A 19713-nucleotide genomic window follows, 5' to 3' on the forward strand; every position below is an offset into this window, starting at 1 on the left:
GATGGATTCAGGGGCGCGTATTCTAACCAAAACCGACCGCAAAGACACATGAAGTCGACTCATGAGAACCTGCCAGTCATCTCATGCCCCAAGCGGGGGCATCGGCTCCCCGGGAGAACCCGCGGTCTTTCACTCAGAGGCGCTTTCCGTTAGCTTAGGCGCCATTCCGCCGGGGTCCCGGGATGACTGTTCCCCCTGCCCCGCACACTCAATGACACTGCGGTCGGAGTTTATGAGCCAGTACATCTTCACCATGGACAAGGTGGGCAAGGTCGTCCCGCCGAAAAAGCACATCCTCAAAGACATCTCCCTGTCGTTCTTCCCCGGCGCCAAGATCGGCGTGCTGGGCCTCAACGGGTCGGGTAAATCCACCCTGCTGCGCATCATGGCCGGGGTGGACAAGGATTATCTGGGTGAAGCACGGCCGCAGCCGGGCATCAATATCGGCTACCTGCCCCAGGAGCCGGAACTGGACCCCAGCAAGAATGTCCGCGAGATCGTCGAAGAAGCCCTCACCGAAATTCTCAGCGCCCAGCAGCGCCTGGACGAGGTGTACGCCGCCTACGCGGAAGAGGATGCGGATTTCGACAAGCTGGCCGCCGAGCAGGCCAAGCTGGAAGCCATCATCGAAACCAGCGATGCCCATAACCTGGAGCGCAAGCTGGAAATCGCCGCCGACGCCCTGCGCCTGCCCCCCTGGGATGCCAGCGTCGAGCATCTGTCCGGGGGTGAACGCCGCCGGGTGGCCCTGTGCCGCCTGATCATGAGCGCCCCGGACATGCTGCTGCTGGATGAGCCCACCAACCACCTGGACGCGGAGTCCGTGGCCTGGCTGGAGCGTTTCCTGCACGAGTTCCCCGGCACCGTGGTGGCGGTCACCCACGACCGCTACTTCCTGGACAACTCCTGCGAATGGATCCTGGAACTGGACCGCGGCGAGGGCATTCCCTGGAAAGGCAACTACTCTTCCTGGTTGGAACAGAAGGAGAAGCGTCTGGAACAGGAAGCCAAATCCGAGTCCGCCCACCGCAAGACCGTGGAGAAGGAACTGGAGTGGGTACGCCAGAATCCCAAAGGCCGCCGCAGCAAGAACAAGGCCCGGGTGGCCGCCTTCGAGGAACTGGCCAGCCAGGAATTCCAGAAGCGCAACGAGACCCAGGAGCTCTATATTCCGCCGGGTGAGCGCCTGGGCGAACAGGTCTTCGAACTGCATGACGTGGCCAAGGAGTTCGACCACAAGTTGCTCTACGAAGATCTGAGCTTCCAGATTCCCCGGGGCGCCATCGTCGGCATCATTGGCCCCAACGGTGCCGGTAAGACCACACTGTTCCGCATGCTGGCCGGCCAGGAAACCCCGGACAAGGGCGAAATCGTCATCGGCGACACCGTACAAATGGCCTACGTGGATCAGAGCCGCGAAGACCTGGACAGCAAGAAGACGGTCTGGGAAGAAGTGTCCGACGGCAACGACATTCTCAAGATCGGCAACTACGAAGTTCCCAGCCGCGCCTACCTGGGCCGCTTCAACTTCAAGGGAGGCGATCAGCAGAAACGGGTGGGTGATCTGTCCGGCGGGGAACGAAATCGACTGCACCTTGCCAAACTCCTCAAGCAGGGCGCCAATGTGTTGCTGCTCGATGAGCCGACCAACGACCTGGATGTGGAAACCCTGCGGGCCCTGGAAGAAGCCCTGCTGGCCTTCCCGGGCTGTGCCATCGTGATTTCCCACGATCGCTGGTTCCTGGATCGTGTGGCCACTCACATCCTCTCCTTCGAGGGGGATGCGCGGGTGGAATGGTTTGAGGGTTCCTATACCGAGTACGAGGAATTCAAGCGCAAACAATTGGGCGATGACGCGCTGCAGCCCAAGCGCATGAAGTACAAGCGTATCGAGGTATAAAACCGTTGAAGGGTCACCCCGGCAGCAGGAACGCCGCCGGGGTATGGGGATCGACAAGGACAAGACACCATGAACGAACGGCGCCGGGCCAACCGCGTTGCCTTTGATGGCGAAGCCACACTGATCTTTCAGCATGACACCCTGTCCGTGGAACTGGTGGACTTGTCCGTGATGGGCGCCCAGGTGCACAGCAGCCAGCCACTGGCTCTGCCCGACGCCTCCCCGGTTACCCTGGCCATTACTCTGGAAGACTCGGACATTCATCTGACCCTGCCTGGCACCGTAAAACGCCAGCAGGGCCGGGAAATCGGCATCATGTTCAGCCGCCCCTCCGTGGATGACATGCAGCACCTGCGCCGTCTGGTCGTGCTGCACCAGGGAGACGATGGGGAAGACGAACCCGGCAACCTGCTGCCACGCTAACCAACCGGAACTGCCAATGGCCGATGCCCAGCTGGAAGATCCCCGATTTATTGAAAAACTCCGTCAGGGGGATCGGGCCGCCTTCGGACAACTGGTCAGAGGCCATCACAACATGCTGCTGGCTACCGCCCGCACACTACTGAACCCGGCAGATGCCGAGGAAGCGGTGCAGGATGCATGGATAGCCGCGCACAGATCCATCGCAAAATTCGAGGGGCGCAGCCTGCTGCGCACCTGGCTGACACGCATCGTCATCAACCAGGCCAAAATGATGCTCAGAAAGCGTGGCCGGGAAATCCAGTTTGATCCCACCAATGACCCTGATGCGCTGGCACACCGCTTCCACGATGACGGCCACTGGCAACACCCACCGCAACACTGGGAACTGTCCGGCCCGGACAATCTTCTTACCCGTGAAGAGCTGCGCCGCTGCATGGAGAAACACCTTCACTTCATGCCAGACACCCAGCGTCTGGTGCTGGAGCTGCGCGACCTGCAAGGCCTGCCCGCGGAAGATGTCTGTAACATGCTGGAAATCAGTGCATCCAATGTGCGGGTATTACTCCACCGGGCAAGGGCCCGTCTGTTCGAAATGGTGGATCATTTTCAGGAAACCGGGGAATGCTAGGAGTCAACAATGCTTAAGTGCAAGCATGTTACCGAAAAGGCCGACGCCCTGGTCGACGGCAGCACGCTCAGCTGGCGGGAGCGCCTTGCCCTGCGTCTGCACCTGCTGATGTGCGGTCATTGCCGCCGCTACGTCCGGCAGATGGGCGCCCTGCTGGGCTTTCTCCCGCGCCAGGAAACCCCGCTGGAGGATGCCCACACCGAGGTCATCCTGAAAAAGCTGGACTCGTTGCAGGACTCGTAATCCTGCCCTGCCTCTCCACGCCCTGCCCCGCGGTCTGTTCGCATATTCGTACTGCCGATCACTCCTCAGCCGTAACATCCTTCCGCCAACCGCATCCATAACACACAACCGGAGCGCGCCTCGCAGAGCCCCCTTCCCGGCGTTAACGCCGGCTGTGATCCGGAGCGCGACAGCCCACGACAACGACCACAACGAGGCAGACGCATGCAGAGCATTGGTACCTGGGCGATGAGAATTCATTCCTGGCTGAATCAGACCCGCAGGCTGGATTTCCTTGCCCCCCTGTTGCTACGTCTTTTCCTGGCTAGCGTGTTTATTTCGGCGGGCTGGAACAAGGCAGCCAGCTTCGACTCCACCGTGGCATGGTTTGGCAACCCGGACTGGGGGCTGGGATTACCCTTGCCCACCCTGATGGCATTTCTGGCCACCGCCACAGAACTGGTCGGCGGCATTTTGCTGCTGCTGGGTCTTGCCACCCGTTATCTGGCCATCCCCCTGATGATTACCATGCTGGTGGCAATGTTTGCCGTGCATGGAGAAAATGGCTGGTTCGCCATTGCTCCTTCCAATCCGGAGACCAGCATGGCCCAGCCCCTTGCGGCCATCGGCATTCCTGCGGCAACGCGCAGCCTGGAAAATAGCGAAGAGGTGGGCAAACGTCTGCGTGCGGCGAAAGGCCTGCTCCGTGAGCACGGCCAGTACCGCTGGCTGACGGAGAAAGGGCATTTTGTCATTCTTAACAACGGCATCGAATTCGCCGCCACTTACTTCATCATGCTACTGGTGCTGTTCTTCCACGGAGCGGGACGTTATCTGAGTCTGGATTACTGGCTTGCCAGACATGTCGCCCCGCAAGGGGAAGGCGGCGGGAAATAAACTCCTTGAGAACCCTCGCCTGCTGCTGACAACGGTGTGTCCTGACGAACGAGAACCAAGAGATAGACGCCGGAACCGCGGCAGGCCCTCTACGGGCTGCCCGGAATGCCCGGGGTGGCACGGTCTCCGGCCAGCCATTTTGCGCTGTCCACCACGTCGAACATCAGGCTGATGCCATTGATAGCCAGCAACAGAGCGGCCAGGCCAAGCTCCATCATGGAGGCATCGGCACGGAAGCCACTCTCCGATAACAGCATCAACAGATAGATTACCAGCGGCCCCCAGGCAATCAGGTGCGGGATCGACAGGACCTTGTTCATGCCCCGATACACCCACATCAGGGGCCCGTTAGTCACCAGTACCAGTAAGGCGGCCAGCGCCCCGGCCTGCCCCACAGTGCTTTCCAGCAGGAAAAAGGGCAGCACATTCACTGGTATCAATATGCCGGCCACCCAGATCTGTACCCACAGTGGCAAGCTCCGCCAGGAGCGCCAGATATCTGCCATCCGATCCATCATGCTAGCCGGCCTCCCCGGCACAATAGGCCGCGGTGATGGGGTGGCTGGGGTGTTCGAACACCTGTCGGCAGCCACTGGATTCCACCACACAGCCACAGCCTTCCTGTACCCAGCAGACCGTCACGCTGTCAGCAATACGTCGGGCCTGGGCCAGGTTGTGAGTCACCATCAACAGGGTATAACGCCCCTTGAGCGACACAATCAGTTCTTCCACCACTTTTGAGGACACCGGGTCCAGCGCCGAGCAGGGCTCGTCCAGCAGCAGCACCTGCGGTTCCAGCACCAGCGCCCGGGCAATGCACAGCCGCTGCTGTTGCCCGCCGGACAATCCCAACGCCGACTGCAACAGCCGGTCTTTGACTTCCTCCCACAGCCCCACCGCCCGCAGCGCTTGTTCGGCACGGGGGTCGCGCTCACGGCGCGGCACACCGTGCTCCGCCAGGGGAAAACGCAGGTTGTCGATAATGGAGAGCGGAAAAGGATTGGGCTGCTGGAACACCATGCCAATCCGGCGGCGCAGGGCCGTGGCATCCTGGCTGGCAGACAGCGCCTCTCCGCCGAGCATAATGGTGCCACTGACCCGGCACCCGGGGAGGCTGTCCGTCATGCGATTGATGCTGGCCAGCAGACTGCTCTTGCCACAGCCACTGGGGCCCACCAGAGCCATCAGCTCGCCAGCCTGCACCGTCAGGCTGGCCTGCTCTATGGCAGCCTGATTGCCGTAATAGACGGAGACCTGTTGCAGTTCCAGGGTCGGGGACGTCATTGCCAGGCTCCTTGTGCCGGGCGCAGCCAGCGCCGCACCAGCAGATTCAGTATCACCAGTATGGCCACCAGCACCAGGCCGGTGGCCGCCGCCCGGGGCATGCCGCCGGGTACGTTCATGGCCAGATCATAGATGTGCACGCTCAATGCCCGGCCGGAATCCAGCAACGAATCCGGCTGACGGAGCACATAACCGGCAGTGAAAAGCAGCACGGCGGTTTCCGCCAATGCCCGACCAATGCTGAGAATAATGCCCACCGCAATGCCCGGTGCCGCCTGGGGCACCAGAATGCGCCTGACCCAGCCCCAGCGGCTGATCGACAGAGCTTCACTGGCCTGCCGGTAGGACATCGGCACCCCACGCAGGGCCTGCTCGGCACTGCGTATCATCAGCGGCAAGACCATCAGCGCCAGCGCCAGACCGCCACTGAGAATGGAGAAACCCAGTCCCAGGCTGATGGCGAAAAACTGGTAACCGAACAGCCCGTAAACGATGGATGGCACCGCCGCCAGCATATCCAGCACCCCGCCCAGCCACTGGGCACGGCGGGTGCCCGCCGGTACCTGCTCGCTCAGATAGAGCGCACAACCCAGCCCCACCGGCACCGCCACCAGCAGACACACCGCCAGGATCCAGCCGGTGCTGACCAGCAGCGCAGCAATGCCGCCAGTGCGGCCCGCCTGGCGCGGGTCTTCCAGCAGGAAGTCCATGGAAAGCACGCCAGCACCCTGCTCCAGCAGGGACCACAACATCAGGCCCATGGGCACCAGCACCGCCAGCAACAGCAGCCCGCCGATCATGCCGGCAAGGCGATCAGGCCATCTCATGCCGCTCTCCCCGCAGACGCCAGCTCAACATCAACAGCACCGCCGTCACCAGCAGCAGCAACAACCCGCTGACAAACAGGGCCACCCGGTGGTCCCCGGTCGCATAGGCCATTTCCAGAGCGATATTGGCGGTCAGGGTGCGCACCGGGTCGAACAGGGACGTGGGCCACTGCACCACATTCCCGGCCACCATCAACACCGCCATGGTCTCCCCCAGGGCGCGGCCAAATTGCAGTACCAGACCACTGACAATGGCCGGCCCGGCCTGGGGCAACAGCACCCGGCGCAGCATACCCACCCGGGACAGGGACAGTGCCTGCCCCGCCTGCAGATAACGGGCGGGCAACTGGCCCAGCGCCGTGTCGGTGACCAGCAACGCCAGCGGCAGAATCATCAGTGCCAGCACCAGCGAGGCGGCCAGCCAGGACGCCCCCGGCGGCGCCCACTGATTGATCCAGGGGACCAGCACCAACATGCCCCACAACCCATACACCACCGACGGAATCCCGGCCATCAGCTCCACCAACGCCAATACCGGCCGACGAATCAGCGGCGCGAAATAGCGTAGCCAGGCCGCCAGCAGCACCGCCAGCGGGCCGGCAATCACCAGCGCCAGCACGCTCACCAGCACGGAGCCGGCAATCATGGCCGCCATGCCATAACGGGTCTGGCCAGGCTGCCAGTCGTTGCGCCACAGGGCACTGCCATGCTCGACCAGAAACGGCGCGGACTGTATCAACAGCACGGCCACGATGCCGCCCAGCACCAGCACCGCCGCCGCGCCAGTGAGGCGCAGCAGCCAGCTCAGCAGCGAATCAGCGTGAAACCGGGAGGAAGTAGTAATCATGGTAGGTCGCGGCACGGTCCGGGTCAGTCATGAAGTCCAGCAGCTGGCTGGCCGTCTCGGACAGCTCGCCCTGGCTGACCAGATTCAGCTCCCGACTCAGGGGATAGCGCCCCTGATCAACGCTTTCCAGTGTGGCAGGCACACCGGACAGGGGCAGCAAGCGCAGGGGGGCGCCGGCATCCGCTTCGTAGATGGCAGTGCCAATGGACACGTAACCAATGGCATTCACATCATTGGCCACCGCCTTGATGCCCTGCTGGTTTTCACCAATGACCATATCCGGTTGCACCTGGTCATTGTTCAGGCCGAAATGGGCCAGAAAGAGCTCCTGGGTAGAACGACCATCCGCCTTGTGCACCACGGTGATGGCAGCGTCATCGCCGCCCAATGATGACCAGTTTTGCTGTTCCCCGGTGTAAATGGCGACAATTTCCGCATTACTGAGAGCGGTCACCGGGTTCGCCGCGTTAACGATCATGGCGATGCCGTCGCGGCCGATCAGGTGAGCGGTGAGATCCTGCTCATCTGTCTTGAGCGCCCGGCTGACCATACCGAAATCCGCCAGCCCCTGGCGGGCATCGCTGATGCCGCGACCGGAACCCCCGCTTTGCACATCAACCTGAATACCGCTTTGTGTTTCAAATTGCTCAGCCAGATCCGCCATCAACGGTGAGATGGTACTGGAACCGGTAATGACCAGCTTGTCCTCTGCCGGCTGGCAGCCGCTCAACAGCCACACCAATAAAAAGCCTTTCAACGTCTTCCCGATCATGTGTCGTCCTTATTCACCTTTTCCTGCCGCTTTGGATGCCATCTTGACGCAAAAATTACAGCCAGAGACGCTCGTCGGTGTAACCTGATCAGAGAGACGGCATCAATATGTCATCGGGCCCCATCATTGCCACTGATCATACGTTACACCGATGCACCCACCAGAGGATCAACAATGCGTGAAGAGGTACAGAACTACTACGGCCAACAGCTGCACTCCAGTGACGATCTGCAGACCAATGCTTGCTGTGACCAGGAGCCACCGGCCTATCTGAAACCCCTTCTTGCGCAGCTCCATGATGAAGTTGTCATGCGCTACTACGGCTGCGGTCTGGTGGCCCCCCAACAATTGAAGGGCATGCGTATTCTCGACCTGGGCTCCGGCTCCGGGCGCGACGTCTATCTCCTTTCTGCCCTGGTGGGTGAAGACGGTGAAGTGGTGGGCGTGGACATGACCGACGAACAACTGGAGGTCGCCCGCCGACATCAGGATTATCACCGTGACACCTTCGGCTACGCGAAGAGCAATGTGCGCTTTCTGAAGGGCTATATCGAAGAACTGGACAAACTGGATCTGGAAGACAGCTACTTCGATATCATCATTTCCAACTGCGTGATTAACCTCAGCACTGACAAGCCCAAGGTGCTGCGGGATGTGAAACGTCTGCTGAAGCCCGGGGGCGAATTCTATTTCTCCGATGTGTATGCAGATCGCCGTGTGCCGGATAACCTGCGCAACGATCCGGTCCTTTATGGAGAATGTCTGGCCGGCGCCCTGTACTGGAATGATTTCCTTAACCTGGCCAAGCAGAGTGGCTTTGCCGATCCGCGCCTGGTGGAATCCCGCCGCCTGACCATCGAGAACCCGGATATCGAAGCCCGCCTGGGTCGGCAGCGTTTCTATTCCGCCACCTACCGACTCTTCAACATTGATGGTCTGGAACCCGCCTGTGAAGACTACGGCCAAGCCGTGGTCTATAAAGGCACGGTGGATCAACATCCCCACGCTTTTTCGCTGGACGATCACCATGTGATCGAAACCGGCAAGGTATTTCCGGTGTGCGGCAACACCTGGCTGATGCTGGAAAAAAGCCGCTTCGCCGAGCACTTCACTTTTATCGGGAACTTCGACACCCATTACGGCATCTTTGAAGGGTGTGGATTAAATGTTCCCTTTGAAGATAACGATGCCGGCAACGATGGAGCTCCATGCTGCTGACAAGGCAATATCACGCCTGCTGTCATCGCCCCCCGGTGTAACACCGATTCTCTCCACGCATCTTATTGCTGTACCGGGCCAGCAGGAGAGAAAAATGCAACGAGCCATCAACGTGCTGATGTTAATGGCTCCCGGTTGCTTCACCCCGGCGGGCACGGCCTATGCTCCCGCCGAGGAGGAGCGTCGCTCGCTCTGGACCCTGATTGACCAACCCTGGATTTACCAGGGTTAACCCGGCAAGGACTCACCCATGAATGTTCGCAAACTCATCTTGCTGGCGGTTTTTGCCATTCTGATCGCCGGCTACTTTTTTTTCGATCTTGGCCAGTACCTGAGCCTGGAGTACATCAAGAATCAACAAGCCTCTTTTGATGCCCTCTACCAGGAAAACCCGGCACTGATTCTTGGCGGCTTTTTTATCATGTATGTGGTGGTTACCGCCCTGAGCCTGCCTGGCGCCGCCATCATGACACTGGCCGCCGGCGCCCTGTTCGGTTTCTGGGCCGCCTTGCTGCTGGTGTCTTTTGCGTCCTCCATGGGTGCCACCCTGGCTTTTCTCGCTTCCCGCTTTCTGTTTCACGATACGGTGCAGCAACGCTTCGGCGATCGCCTGAAAAAACTTAACGACGGTGTCAGAAAAGACGGGGCGTTCTATCTTTTTACCCTGCGTCTGGTTCCGGCTTTTCCGTTCTTTGTCATCAACCTGGTCATGGGCCTCACCCCTATCAAGGTGCGCACCTTCTACTGGGTCAGCCAGGTGGGCATGCTGGCCGGCACCGCTGTCTATGTGTTGGCGGGCACTCAACTGGGGCAAATAGAGAGCGCCAGCGGGTTGCTGTCACCGGAACTGATCGGCGCCTTTGTATTGCTGGGCATCTTTCCCTGGATTGCCAAAGCCGTCATGGCGCAACTGCAGGCCCGCAAGGTCTATCGTGGCTGGCAGAAACCGGACCATTTTGATCGCAACCTGATCGTCATCGGTGCCGGTTCTGCCGGACTGGTGAGCGCCTATATCGCCGCCACCGTCAAAGCCAAAGTCACCCTGATCGAAAAACACAAAATGGGCGGCGACTGCCTGAATACCGGCTGTGTGCCCTCCAAGGCATTGATCAAAAGCGCACGACTGGCCTGGCACGACAAGGAAGCGGACAAGTACGGCTTCGATGCCATCCGCAGCGAGTTTCGTTTCAGCAAACTGATGGCCCGGGTGCACAAGGTCATCGAAAAGATCGAACCCCATGATTCCGTGGAGCGTTATACGGAACTGGGCGTGGATTGCCGCCAGGGTGAAGCGCGCATCGTCTCCCCCTGGGAAGTAGAAATTCGCAACGGAGACAGCACAGAAACACTCACCGCCCGCAGCATCATCATTGCCAGCGGCGCACGCCCCTTTGTGCCGCCCATTCCCGGCATCGAAGACATGGATATCCTGACCTCTGACAATCTCTGGGAGCTTCAGGAGCAACCCGGACGCCTGGTGGTGCTGGGTGGCGGTCCCATTGGCTGCGAGCTGGCACAGACCTTTGCCCGCCTGGGCAGCCAGGTCATGCAGGTGGAGATGCTGCCGCGCATCATGCCCCGCGAGGATGACGATGCCGCCGCCCTGGTTACCGCCGCCCTGCACGAAAGCGGTGTCGATGTGATGACCGAACACAAGGCCGTGCGCTTTGCCCGGGAAGGTGACGACAAGGTGCTGTATGTGGAACACAACGGCGAAGAAAAGCGGCTGACATTCGATGCGGTACTGGTGGCCGTGGGGCGGCGCGCCAACACCGATGGCCTGGGCCTGGACGCGCTGAACCTGCCCACCAACGGTAACGGCACCGTCACGGTCAACGAGCAACTGCAAAGCCGCTACCCGAACATCTACGCCTGCGGCGACGTGGCCGGGCCTTACCAGTTCACCCACACCGCGGCACACCAGGCCTGGTATGCCGCCGTCAATGCCCTGTTCGGTTCCTTGAAACGGTTCAAGGTTGATTACCGGGTTATTCCCTGGGCCACGTTCACCGACCCGGAAGTGGCCCGTGTAGGGCTCAACGAACAGGACGCCGAGGAGCAAGGCGTCGATTACGAAGTGACCCGCTACGGCATCGACGACCTGGACCGGGCCATTGCCGACAGCAATGACCACGGTTTCGTGAAAGTGATTACCGCCAGGGGCAGCGACAAGATTCTCGGCGTGACCATCGTCGGCAGCGGTGCCAGCGATCTGATTGCCGAATACGTGCTGGCCATGAAACACGGCCTGGGCCTGAACAAGATCCTAGGCACCATCCACATCTATCCCACCATGGCGGAAGCCAACAAGTTTGCTGCCGGCGAATGGAAGAAAGCCCACAAGCCCGAGGGGGTATTGCGCTGGGTAAAACGCTTCCATAACTGGCGACGTTAGGCGTCTCGCCATCGGCAACGCCAGAGGAGACATGATGATTGCGCGTTTACTGCTACCGTTACTGTTATTGGTTGCCAGCCCACTCCTTGCCTTTGATCACCAGCGCTGGGACCGGTTGCTGGCTGAGCATGTTCAGTGGCAACGGAGCGGGGTTGCCACCGGTGTGGATTACCCCGGTTTCCGGGCTGATCGGGCCGCACTGGACCAGTACCTGCAAGCCCTGTCGCTGGTCTCCGGTGCCGACTTCCAGCGCTGGTCACAGGACGAACAACTGGCATTTCTGATCAACGCCTACAATGCCTTTACCATCGATCTGATCCTGCGCCAGGATTCCCTGCCCGACTCCATCCGTGATATCGGCTCTTTTTTCTCCGGCCCCTGGGATCAACGTTTCTTTACCCTGCTGGGTGAAACTCGCACCCTGGATGAAGTGGAGCATGAGATGATTCGGGGCAACCCGGCGCTGATGGACCCCCGCATTCACTTTTCAGTCAACTGCGCCTCGGTGGGCTGCCCGGCACTGCGACCGGAAGCCTATCGTGCAGAGACACTGGAACAACAACTGGCCGACAGTACCCGCCGCTTTCTTTCCGATCGCCAGCGCAATCGCTTCAACAAGACAGGGCCACGCCTGGAAGTGTCGAAGATTTTCGACTGGTACGAAGAGGATTTCGTGGATGCCGCCGGCAGCCTGCACCATTACCTTTTGCAGTATGCGGATACGCTGGAGATACCCACCGACCACCGAAAGTCACTGGACGATGAGACCCTGAAGATACAGTTTCTGGATTATGACTGGTCACTGAATCAATAAGCCCGCAGGAGAAGAGTCATGGAAGGCCACACCGCGTCGCACCGCCTACTGGGCATTTGGTACTCGTTCCGGAATTTACCGCCGTGGCTGCAGGGCTGGGTGCTACTGATCCTGATGCCACTGAACGGTGCCAGCCTGCTGTTTCTGGACAGCTTCAGTGGCCAGGCCACCGCTCTGGCCCTGCTACTGGTGCTGACGGTCAATTTTTCGCTCATGTGGCACCACGGAGGCATGAACAAGGACATGTCCCTGGTTCATCTGCTCGCCTGGATTCCGCTGGAAATGGGGTTGCTAGGCCAGCTAGCCGGCATCTGGGGAGACGACTTCCTCACTCCCACGCAATGGGCCTTCACCGTGGCCGTCGTGATGGTCAACGCGATCAGTCTGTTCTTCGATATCGTCGACGCCTGGTGCTGGGCGCAGGGAGATCGGGTGACGCTGCATCCAAAACATAATTAATAGTTAATAATGAATAATTAATAGTTGCGCGAGCAGCGGCTTTGGTTTTTCTCAACGCAAGAGGCCGCGCCCCAGGGATGGTCGCGGCCTCTTGCATTACAAAACCCACAAAGCAGAATCGCGAGTTATTAATTATTCATTATTAACTATTAATTGCCCTACAAGTATTCCAACGCCTGCGCCACCGTACTCACCCCAATCACCTCCACTCCTTCCGGTAGCTGACGGGGCAGATTGGCTTTGGGCACGATGGCTTTCTTGAAACCGTGTTTGACGGCTTCATAGAGCCGCTCCTGGCCCTGGGGCACCGGGCGGATTTCGCCGGACAGGCCCACCTCGCCAAACACCACCAATTCCCGACCCAGTGCCCGGTCCCGGAAGCTTGAAACAATGGCCAGCACCTGGGCCAGATCGGCGGCGGTTTCAGTGACCTTGACGCCACCCACCACATTCATGAACACATCCTGGTCACCCACCTGAATGCCACCATGGCGATGCAGCACCGCCAGCAACATGGCAAGCCGGTTGGCCTCCAGACCCACACAGACCCGTCGCGGATTACCGAAATGGGAGGCATCCACCAGCGCCTGCAACTCCACCAGCAAGGGCCGAGTACCTTCCCAGACCACCGTCACCAGGGAACCGGAGGCGATCTCATCCGCCCGGTTGAGGAAGATGGCGGAGGGGTTCTTCACTTCCTTCAGGCCCTCGCCGGTCATGGCAAACACGCCCAGCTCGTTCACCGCCCCGAAACGGTTCTTCAAGCCGCGCAGGGTACGGAAACGGGAATCCGTGGAGCCTTCCAGCATCAGTGAGCAGTCGATCATATGCTCCAGCACCTTGGGCCCGGCCAGGGTGCCGTCCTTGGTGACATGCCCCACCAGCAGCAGCACGGTACCGGTCTGTTTGGCAAAGCGGGTGAGCGCGGCGGCGCACTCACGCACCTGGGCCACACTGCCGGGAGCGGATTGCAGGGCGGCCAGGAACATGACCTGGATGGAATCCACCACCAGCACCCGTGGCTGTTCCTTGCGGGCCAGATCCAGGATCTGCTCCACATCCGTCTCTGCCGCCAGCCGCAGCTGTTCCTTGGGCAACTTGAGGCGGTCCGCCCGCATGGCCACCTGGGACAGGGATTCCTCACCGGTGATGTAGAGACACTTCTGGGAGGTCGCCAGCTTGCACAGGGTTTGCAGCAGAAGGGTCGACTTGCCGGCGCCGGGGTGACCGCCAATCAGAATGGCCGAGCCCGGCACCAGGCCGCCACCCAGCACCCGGTCCAGCTCCCCCATGCCGGAACTGATGCGCGGGGTTTCCGCCAGCACAATCTCGTCCAGGTTTTGCACCTCGGACAGCTGCCCGGAAAACCCGCCACGGCTGCCGGCCCCTTTTGACATGGGCGTCGCCGGATCATGAACGAATTCCTGCAGCGTATTCCAGGCGCCACAGGCCGGGCACTGCCCCTGCCACTTGGGGAAATCAGCACCACAATCCGTACAGACAAAGGCGGTTTTTTTCTTGGCCAAAACAATTCCTTCTTGTGTATTACTCTCTACGGTAGTCGCTGCAGGAACCTAGCGCAGCGGAGTAACGCACGGAGTGCGGCCCCAAAGGGGTGAGCGCAGCGAATAACATCGCTTGAGGTACGAACACACCCGAGTTTCGAAAACCAAACCCATCAGGGTTGATCGGTTTGGATTGTGCTTTTCGCAACTCGAAACTCGTTACTCGCTAACGCTCGGATTCGCACCTCAAGCGGTGCTCCTACAGCGGCGTCGAATCAAACGATGACGCATTCCGGCCGACCGGTGATCTGACAGAACAACTCATAGCTGATGGTGCCACAGGCGCGGGCGACCTTGTCCACGTCCACGGCATCGCCCCACAGCTCGACCTCATCACCAATGTCGGCCTGGATGCCGGTCAGGTCAATCGTCAGCATATCCATGGAGACACGGCCCACCAGCACGGTGGGCTGGCCATTGACGGCGACGGGAGTCCCGCTGGGAGCGTGGCGCGGATAGCCATCACCGTAACCGGCGGCTACCACGCCGATACGACCGGGGCGTTCGGCGGTCCAGGTGGCACCGTACCCCACCGTGTCACCGGGCTGAATCTGGTTGATGGCAATCAGACGGGCGGTGAAACGGTGACTCACCCTCAGCGCCAGTTGTGCGGCGCTTTGCCAGTCGAACGGCGACGATCCATACAACATGATGCCTGGCCGCACACGCTGGGCCCGGGCATGGGGGTAACGGATCAGCGCCGCGGAGTTGGCCGTAGACAGGGGCAACCCCAGGGCATCGGCAACCTGAACGGCCTGGCGCAGCTGACTCTCCGTACGACCATCTTCGGCGTCGTCCGCACAGGCAAAATGGGTCATCACGCCCACTGGCGTCATCCCGGCAGCGATCAGCTGCTGCGCCGCTTCCAGCGCCATGTCCGGACGCAGGCCCAGCCGGTTCATACCCGTATTCAGCTTCAACCAGATACGCGACGGACCGGGATGCTCGAGCAACAGAGCCACTTGCCAGGCAGAGTGCACCACCACTTCCAATGACAGCGCCCGGGCCTGCTCAAGCTCGTCCCGGTCGAAAAACCCTTCCGCCACCAGAATCGGGGCGCTGACGCCGTGTTCGCGCAGAACCAGGGCCTCTTCCAGCACCGCCACACCGAAGCCATCCACCTCCCCGGCCATGGCGTCTGCGGCCAACACCAGCCCATGGCCATAACCATTGGCCTTGACCATGGCAAACACCTGAGCGCCCTGCGCCAGGGCTGTCGCCCGACTGGCGTTATGCCGGAGCGCCCCGGGGCGGATTTCGATACGGGTTCCTCTCACAACGAGACGCTCCCAAACCGCCAGGCCTCAACCGGATTGAGCAACCCGCAGCCGCGCTCTCCCTGGATTTTGCCTTGTGAAATTTGCAACTCGCTCACTCATCCATCGATGCCAGCTGGGCATAGTATTCCGGCGCCAGATCATCAAAACGCGAAAATTGCCCCTGGAAGGCCAGCCGGACCGTGCCGATAGGGCCGTTACGCTGCTTGCCGATGATCACCTCGGCAACACCTTTTTCGTTGGTGTCCTTGTTATACACCTCGTCCCGGTACAGGAACGTAATCAAGTCAGCATCCTGTTCGATCGCCCCGGATTCCCGCAAATCCGACATTACCGGCCGCTTGTTGGGGCGCTGTTCAAGGGAGCGGTTAAGCTGCGACAGCGCCAGTACCGGACAATTCAGCTCCTTGGCCAGGCCTTTCAGCGAGCGGGAGATCTCGGAGATTTCATTTACCCGGTTATCCACCCCCGGCACCTGCATCAGCTGCAGGTAATCCACCATGATCGCCCCCAGTTCGCCACCGCATTCGCGGGCAACCCGGCGGGCCCGAGCGCGCATTTCCAGCGGGCTGAGCGCGGGCGTGTCATCGATAAAGAACTTTTGCTCACTGAGCATATGAATGGCAGAGGTAATCCGCGGCCAGTCATCCTTTTCCAGCTGACCGGAACGAATGGATGTCTGGTTAATGCGGCCCAGGGACGCCAGCATCCGCATGACGATGGAATCGGCGGGCATCTCCATGGAGAACACCAGCACCGGCTTCCCCGCCTTGATCGCCACGTTTTCACACAGGTTCATGGCAAAGGTGGTCTTACCCATGGAAGGACGACCGGCGATCACGATCATGTCCGAGGGCTGCAAGCCACCGGTCATCTTGTCCAGTTCGTCAAACCCGGTCGTCACCCCGGTGATGGCACTCTTGTTCTTGTAGAGCTCATCAATGCGATCCACGGTTTTCTTGAGGACCGATTTGATGTCCTGGGGGCCCGAGCCTTTCTTCTGCTGCTCGGCAATCTCGAAAATGGCGGATTCCGCCTTGTCGAGAATTTCCAGGGATTTGCGCCCTTCCGGCTTGAACGCACTGTCGGCCACATCATGGGACACATTGATCAGCTGCCGCAGAATGCTCCGCTCGCGAACAATTTCCGCATAGGCGGTGATATTCGCCGCACTGGGTGTATTGCGCGCCAGCTCGGAGAGATAGGTCATGCCGCCAATCCCCTCCAGCTGCCCCAACTGGGTCAGGGCCTGGGAGACGGTGACCAGGTCACAGGGATTCTCCTCTTCCACCAGCTGCGCAATCACCTCAAAAATCTGCCGGTGAGCCTTGCGGTAGAAATCGCGGGCACCCACGCGTTCCGCCACATCATCCCAGGCACTGTTATTGAGAAGCAGACCACCGAGAATGGCCTGTTCCGCTTCCAGGGAATTGGGGGGAATCCGGAGGTTTTCCGGCAGGTGTTTATCCAGCGGCAAAGGTTCGTTCATCGGGAATACCAGCACTCATGGGACTGTGAGTTGAAAGTTCAAAGTTTAAAGTTGAAACACCATCAAGGCACGCGTCAGCAGCGAAAGGCTGCGGACCGCGAAATGGCTCAAGTCGCGGACTCCAACATACAAAAACCGCCAGTGCTACCCGCGTTTTAGCTTTAAACTTTCAACTTTGAACTGCTCTGCAACGAAAAAGGGCACTGCCCTCGCGGACAATGCCCTGATTCTGTCACCGCGCCCCGCAAGGGGCAAACCGGTTGTCGGTCAACTGTCGATTACTCGGCAGGAACCACAGCCAGCTTGATGGTCACGGTCACGTCGGCGTGGAGAACCACGTCGATTTCGTACTCACCGGTGTTGCGCAGCGCGCCGTGGGGCAGCTTCACTTCCGATTTTTCCACTTCCACGCCGGTTGCAGCGGTAATGGCTTCGGCGATGTCGCGGGTACCCACGGAACCGAACAGCTTGCCTTCGTCACCGGCCTTGGAAGACACGGTTACGCTGGCTTCGTTCAGTTTTTCACCACGTTCCTGGGCAGCGGCCAGCTGCTCGGCGGCGTGCTTCTCGAGCTCGGCGCGGCGCTGTTCCACTTCGGCCAGGTTGTCTTTGGTGGCCGGCAGGGCTTTGCCTTGCGGGATCAGGAAGTTACGGCCGTAACCGGAACGTACATCCACCACAGCACCCAGGTCGCCCAGGTTCTTGATCGTTTCCAGCAGGATCACTTGCATGATGGTCCCCTCGGCTTAATTGTCGTGGCTGTCAGTGTACGGCAGCAGCGCCAGGAAGCGGGCCTGCTTGATCGCAGAGGCCAGCTGACGCTGATAACGTGCCTTGGTGCCGGTGATACGGCTGGGCACGATCTTGCCGGTTTCGGTGATGTAGGCTTTCAGGGTGTCGAGATCTTTGTAATCGATGTACTCAACACCTTCCGCGGTAAAGCGGCAGAACTTGCGGCGGCGATAAAAACGGGCCATTGGATAATCTCCTCTCTAATCCTGGTTGAGGGTGTCCAGCGTCTGGGCAATCAGTTGCAAACGATCCCGGGCATCACCTTTGTAACCGGCGCGACTCAGGCAGCCGGTCACTTTAATGCGCTGACCTTCTTTCAGGCCCTGGGCCTGTCGGGTCATCCCGCCTGCCAGTATCACGGCAATGCGAGCCTGGACCTCTCTGGGATGGCCGTCTTCCAGTTGCCGGGAGCGATGCTCCAGCCACAGGCGTTGACGGGGTACCCCAGCCGGTGTCAGTGCCACTTTTTCCAACGTGACGATTACACCGGTGAGTTCACAGCGATTGCTTTCCAAAATCAGCTGGCAGCCCCCTCCTTCTCGTCGTTCTTCGCCAGCGGCGACGGCTCGGTAACGGCATTGTCGCGACGAATCACGAGGTGACGGATTACGGCATCGTTAAAGCGGAAAGTGTTTTCCAGCTCGCCCAGGGTCTCGCCGTCACATTCGATGTTCAGCATCACGTAGTGGGCTTTGTGGATCTTGTTGATCGGGTAAGCCAGCTGACGACGGCCCCAATCTTCAAGACGGTGGATGGTGCCCTTACCATCAGTCACGATCGCGCTGTAACGCTCGATCATGGCCGGCACCTGTTCGCTCTGGTCCGGGTGAACCAGGAACACAACTTCGTAATGACGCATATTAGCTCCTTACGGTTGCGATACCTCACGGCATCAATTCAGCTTCCCATCCGCATAGGCGTGACGGTGAAGCAAGGAGACCTGCCCGACAGTTAATCCCTGTCGGACGCAGGAAGCGCGCGATTCTATCCCATAGCACGCCCCTTCCTCAAGGTATATCCGTTGCCATCCGGCAAAGACGGACGTATGCTCAGAAGAAACAAAACGCTACAAACGCTTACAAGAAGCGTCGTTAACCCTAAGCCCCTGAAATACAGGGGAAAACAACAAGAACGGGATACGACCATGAAATTCAGCGCTCTGGCCACCGGCCTGTGCAGCATTTTTCTGCTGAGCCCCCTGTCCGCCCAGGAACCGGCCCCGCCACCCTGTGGCAGCCCGGTGTCCGTACCAAGCAAGCCAGCCCTCGAGGATTACCCGGATTACTCGGATTTCCTGTTGCAGGTCATGCAGTACAAGCAAGCCAATCGCAGCCGGGCCGCCCATCAGGCCGCCTGCCCCCAGGATTATCAGCCGGAGCCGGTGACCAGCAGTGACCCCACCGTGATCGAGCAGCCGGAAACCCTGGACAGCGCCCTGGCCCGTACCGAGCGCCTGAGCCCCATTGATTATCAGCGCAACCGAACCTGGTACGACCGGTCCACCTCGCAGAGCTTTGGCCTGCCCGCCCTGCCCGGCAACTCCCTGTCGGGGGAGCATATCCGCACCCTGCTCGGCAATGCCGGCTCCGATACCCCCCTGGTGCTGCCCATGACCATTGTCGGCATGCAACTGGACGGGCTGAACGACGGCGGTGACGCCAGAAATCTGCTCACCGAACAGCTTTACCGAAACCTGTTTAACGAAGAGCGCAAGGCAGACCTGGCCACCCTGCTGGCCAGCAATCCCAATGCCATCGTCGAGATATCCCGCAACGGCAACCTGATGCTCTATCTGGATCTGAACGATGAGGCCGTGCTGACCACTGGCATCATTGAAGTGGAAAGCTGTTTGAGCAGCGGCTGCGACAGTTCCCCCTAGCGCCGCCGGAGACACGAAGGAGAGA

General features: G+C 60.1%; 23 protein-coding genes. 11 read left to right on the plus strand and 12 right to left on the minus strand.

All coding sequences use genetic code 11. From position 1 onward, the window contains the following. Positions 1 to 232: 232 nt before the first annotated feature. From ettA to C4S63_RS11615, 5 genes are all read left to right on the plus strand, one after another. Positions 233 to 1900, plus strand: a complete 1668-nt coding sequence (ettA, locus tag C4S63_RS11595) for an energy-dependent translational throttle protein EttA (protein ID WP_062815779.1) — start codon at positions 233 to 235, stop codon at positions 1898 to 1900. 69 nt (positions 1901 to 1969) lie between these two features. Next, the gene (locus tag C4S63_RS11600; protein WP_103917649.1) at positions 1970 to 2323 is read left to right on the plus strand and encodes a PilZ domain-containing protein; all 354 of its coding nucleotides are present in this window, start codon (positions 1970 to 1972) and stop codon (positions 2321 to 2323) included. Positions 2324 to 2339: 16 nt separating this feature from the next. Next, positions 2340 to 2951, plus strand: coding sequence for an RNA polymerase sigma factor (locus C4S63_RS11605; protein ID WP_062815777.1), 612 nt, complete (start codon positions 2340 to 2342; stop codon positions 2949 to 2951). 9 nt (positions 2952 to 2960) lie between these two features. Further along, the gene (locus C4S63_RS11610; protein ID WP_103917650.1) at positions 2961 to 3194 is read left to right on the plus strand and encodes a zf-HC2 domain-containing protein; all 234 of its coding nucleotides are present in this window, start codon (positions 2961 to 2963) and stop codon (positions 3192 to 3194) included. Positions 3195 to 3398: 204 nt separating this feature from the next. Further along, the gene (locus C4S63_RS11615; RefSeq protein ID WP_063508742.1) at positions 3399 to 4070 is read left to right on the plus strand and encodes a DoxX family protein; all 672 of its coding nucleotides are present in this window, start codon (positions 3399 to 3401) and stop codon (positions 4068 to 4070) included. A gap of 89 nt (positions 4071 to 4159) precedes the next feature. Here the strand turns inward: C4S63_RS11615 and C4S63_RS11620 are convergent, their stop codons facing one another. Genes C4S63_RS11620 through C4S63_RS11640 form a run of 5 tightly spaced genes read right to left on the minus strand, consistent with a single transcriptional unit; the run spans position 4160 to position 7800 of the window. Further along, positions 4160 to 4588: a hypothetical protein gene (locus C4S63_RS11620; RefSeq protein WP_103917651.1), complete on the minus strand. Its 429-nt coding sequence runs from the start codon at positions 4586 to 4588 to the stop codon at positions 4160 to 4162. Position 4589: 1 nt separating this feature from the next. Further along, on the minus strand, positions 4590 to 5354 hold the full coding sequence (locus C4S63_RS11625; protein WP_103917652.1) for a phosphate ABC transporter ATP-binding protein: 765 nt from the start codon (positions 5352 to 5354) through the stop codon (positions 4590 to 4592). Beyond that, positions 5351 to 6181, minus strand: coding sequence for a phosphate ABC transporter permease PstA (pstA, locus tag C4S63_RS11630; RefSeq protein ID WP_103917653.1), 831 nt, complete (start codon positions 6179 to 6181; stop codon positions 5351 to 5353). The genes C4S63_RS11625 and pstA overlap by 4 nt, the downstream gene beginning before the upstream one ends. Continuing rightward, entirely contained in the window at positions 6168 to 7028 is an 861-nt protein-coding gene (gene pstC / locus C4S63_RS11635; protein WP_063508743.1) for a phosphate ABC transporter permease subunit PstC, read from the minus strand. The genes pstA and pstC overlap by 14 nt, the downstream gene beginning before the upstream one ends. Then, positions 6997 to 7800 (minus strand): phosphate ABC transporter substrate-binding protein, encoded by an 804-nt coding sequence (locus C4S63_RS11640; RefSeq protein WP_103917654.1) that lies wholly within the window; start codon positions 7798 to 7800, stop codon positions 6997 to 6999. The genes pstC and C4S63_RS11640 overlap by 32 nt, the downstream gene beginning before the upstream one ends. Before the next feature lie 174 nt (positions 7801 to 7974). Here C4S63_RS11640 and C4S63_RS11645 point away from each other — a divergent pair, with 174 nt between their 5' ends. The 5 genes from C4S63_RS11645 to C4S63_RS11660 all read left to right on the plus strand — a co-directional run bounded on the left by C4S63_RS11645 (position 7975) and on the right by C4S63_RS11660 (position 12686). Continuing rightward, positions 7975 to 9018, plus strand: coding sequence for a methyltransferase domain-containing protein (locus C4S63_RS11645; RefSeq protein ID WP_103917655.1), 1044 nt, complete (start codon positions 7975 to 7977; stop codon positions 9016 to 9018). A 94-nt stretch (positions 9019 to 9112) separates the two neighbouring features. Then, on the plus strand, positions 9113 to 9250 hold the full coding sequence (locus C4S63_RS17385; protein ID WP_160052764.1) for a hypothetical protein: 138 nt from the start codon (positions 9113 to 9115) through the stop codon (positions 9248 to 9250). An 18-nt stretch (positions 9251 to 9268) separates the two neighbouring features. Next, positions 9269 to 11413, plus strand: coding sequence for a dihydrolipoyl dehydrogenase (gene lpdA, locus C4S63_RS11650; protein ID WP_103917656.1), 2145 nt, complete (start codon positions 9269 to 9271; stop codon positions 11411 to 11413). Between the two features lie 31 nt (positions 11414 to 11444). Further along, positions 11445 to 12227, plus strand: a complete 783-nt coding sequence (locus C4S63_RS11655) for a DUF547 domain-containing protein (protein WP_235000000.1) — start codon at positions 11445 to 11447, stop codon at positions 12225 to 12227. Positions 12228 to 12245: 18 nt separating this feature from the next. After that, positions 12246 to 12686 (plus strand): hypothetical protein, encoded by a 441-nt coding sequence (locus C4S63_RS11660; protein WP_103917658.1) that lies wholly within the window; start codon positions 12246 to 12248, stop codon positions 12684 to 12686. A 158-nt stretch (positions 12687 to 12844) separates the two neighbouring features. On the opposite strand, the gene radA is transcribed toward C4S63_RS11660, so the two are convergent. The 7 genes from radA to rpsF all read right to left on the minus strand — a co-directional run bounded on the left by radA (position 12845) and on the right by rpsF (position 18668). Further along, complete coding sequence (gene radA, locus C4S63_RS11665) at positions 12845 to 14212, minus strand: DNA repair protein RadA (protein WP_200819542.1); 1368 nt, start codon at positions 14210 to 14212, stop codon at positions 12845 to 12847. A 254-nt stretch (positions 14213 to 14466) separates the two neighbouring features. Beyond that, positions 14467 to 15528 (minus strand): alanine racemase, encoded by a 1062-nt coding sequence (gene alr, locus C4S63_RS11670; RefSeq protein WP_103917660.1) that lies wholly within the window; start codon positions 15526 to 15528, stop codon positions 14467 to 14469. A gap of 94 nt (positions 15529 to 15622) precedes the next feature. Then, the gene (gene dnaB, locus C4S63_RS11675; protein ID WP_062815760.1) at positions 15623 to 17017 is read right to left on the minus strand and encodes a replicative DNA helicase; all 1395 of its coding nucleotides are present in this window, start codon (positions 17015 to 17017) and stop codon (positions 15623 to 15625) included. A 278-nt stretch (positions 17018 to 17295) separates the two neighbouring features. Then, the gene (rplI, locus tag C4S63_RS11680) at positions 17296 to 17748 is read right to left on the minus strand and encodes a 50S ribosomal protein L9 (RefSeq protein WP_062815759.1); all 453 of its coding nucleotides are present in this window, start codon (positions 17746 to 17748) and stop codon (positions 17296 to 17298) included. Positions 17749 to 17763: 15 nt separating this feature from the next. Further along, the gene (gene rpsR / locus C4S63_RS11685; RefSeq protein WP_035245006.1) at positions 17764 to 17994 is read right to left on the minus strand and encodes a 30S ribosomal protein S18; all 231 of its coding nucleotides are present in this window, start codon (positions 17992 to 17994) and stop codon (positions 17764 to 17766) included. Positions 17995 to 18009: 15 nt separating this feature from the next. Further along, positions 18010 to 18324: a primosomal replication protein N gene (gene priB / locus C4S63_RS11690; RefSeq protein WP_062815758.1), complete on the minus strand. Its 315-nt coding sequence runs from the start codon at positions 18322 to 18324 to the stop codon at positions 18010 to 18012. Between the two features lie 2 nt (positions 18325 to 18326). Further along, on the minus strand, positions 18327 to 18668 hold the full coding sequence (gene rpsF / locus C4S63_RS11695) for a 30S ribosomal protein S6 (protein WP_008927286.1): 342 nt from the start codon (positions 18666 to 18668) through the stop codon (positions 18327 to 18329). Between the two features lie 285 nt (positions 18669 to 18953). On the opposite strand from rpsF, the gene C4S63_RS11700 reads away from it, so the two are divergent. Further along, on the plus strand, positions 18954 to 19688 hold the full coding sequence (locus C4S63_RS11700; RefSeq protein ID WP_062815757.1) for a hypothetical protein: 735 nt from the start codon (positions 18954 to 18956) through the stop codon (positions 19686 to 19688). Positions 19689 to 19713 lie beyond the last annotated feature (25 nt).

This window comes from Alcanivorax sp. DSM 26293 (assembly GCF_900107995.1).
Lineage (GTDB): Bacteria > Pseudomonadota > Gammaproteobacteria > Pseudomonadales > Alcanivoracaceae > Alcanivorax.

Bases quoted from the DNA above. Each gene is read 5' to 3' on its own strand.
- ettA (WP_062815779.1), top strand. From the start codon at position 233: ATGAGCCAGTACATCTTCACCATGGACAAGGTGGGCAAGGTCGTCCCG.
- C4S63_RS11600 (WP_103917649.1), top strand. From the start codon at position 1,970: ATGAACGAACGGCGCCGGGCCAACCGCGTTGCCTTTGATGGCGAAGCC.
- C4S63_RS11605 (WP_062815777.1), top strand. From the start codon at position 2,340: ATGGCCGATGCCCAGCTGGAAGATCCCCGATTTATTGAAAAACTCCGT.
- C4S63_RS11610 (WP_103917650.1), top strand. From the start codon at position 2,961: ATGCTTAAGTGCAAGCATGTTACCGAAAAGGCCGACGCCCTGGTCGAC.
- C4S63_RS11615 (WP_063508742.1), top strand. From the start codon at position 3,399: ATGCAGAGCATTGGTACCTGGGCGATGAGAATTCATTCCTGGCTGAAT.
- C4S63_RS11620 (WP_103917651.1), bottom strand. From the start codon at position 4,588: ATGATGGATCGGATGGCAGATATCTGGCGCTCCTGGCGGAGCTTGCCA.
- C4S63_RS11625 (WP_103917652.1), bottom strand. From the start codon at position 5,354: ATGACGTCCCCGACCCTGGAACTGCAACAGGTCTCCGTCTATTACGGC.
- pstA (WP_103917653.1), bottom strand. From the start codon at position 6,181: ATGAGATGGCCTGATCGCCTTGCCGGCATGATCGGCGGGCTGCTGTTG.
- pstC (WP_063508743.1), bottom strand. From the start codon at position 7,028: ATGATTACTACTTCCTCCCGGTTTCACGCTGATTCGCTGCTGAGCTGG.
- C4S63_RS11640 (WP_103917654.1), bottom strand. From the start codon at position 7,800: ATGATCGGGAAGACGTTGAAAGGCTTTTTATTGGTGTGGCTGTTGAGC.
- C4S63_RS11645 (WP_103917655.1), top strand. From the start codon at position 7,975: ATGCGTGAAGAGGTACAGAACTACTACGGCCAACAGCTGCACTCCAGT.
- C4S63_RS17385 (WP_160052764.1), top strand. From the start codon at position 9,113: ATGCAACGAGCCATCAACGTGCTGATGTTAATGGCTCCCGGTTGCTTC.
- lpdA (WP_103917656.1), top strand. From the start codon at position 9,269: ATGAATGTTCGCAAACTCATCTTGCTGGCGGTTTTTGCCATTCTGATC.
- C4S63_RS11655 (WP_235000000.1), top strand. From the start codon at position 11,445: ATGATGATTGCGCGTTTACTGCTACCGTTACTGTTATTGGTTGCCAGC.
- C4S63_RS11660 (WP_103917658.1), top strand. From the start codon at position 12,246: ATGGAAGGCCACACCGCGTCGCACCGCCTACTGGGCATTTGGTACTCG.
- dnaB (WP_062815760.1), bottom strand. From the start codon at position 17,017: ATGAACGAACCTTTGCCGCTGGATAAACACCTGCCGGAAAACCTCCGG.
- rplI (WP_062815759.1), bottom strand. From the start codon at position 17,748: ATGCAAGTGATCCTGCTGGAAACGATCAAGAACCTGGGCGACCTGGGT.
- rpsR (WP_035245006.1), bottom strand. From the start codon at position 17,994: ATGGCCCGTTTTTATCGCCGCCGCAAGTTCTGCCGCTTTACCGCGGAA.
- rpsF (WP_008927286.1), bottom strand. From the start codon at position 18,668: ATGCGTCATTACGAAGTTGTGTTCCTGGTTCACCCGGACCAGAGCGAA.
- C4S63_RS11700 (WP_062815757.1), top strand. From the start codon at position 18,954: ATGAAATTCAGCGCTCTGGCCACCGGCCTGTGCAGCATTTTTCTGCTG.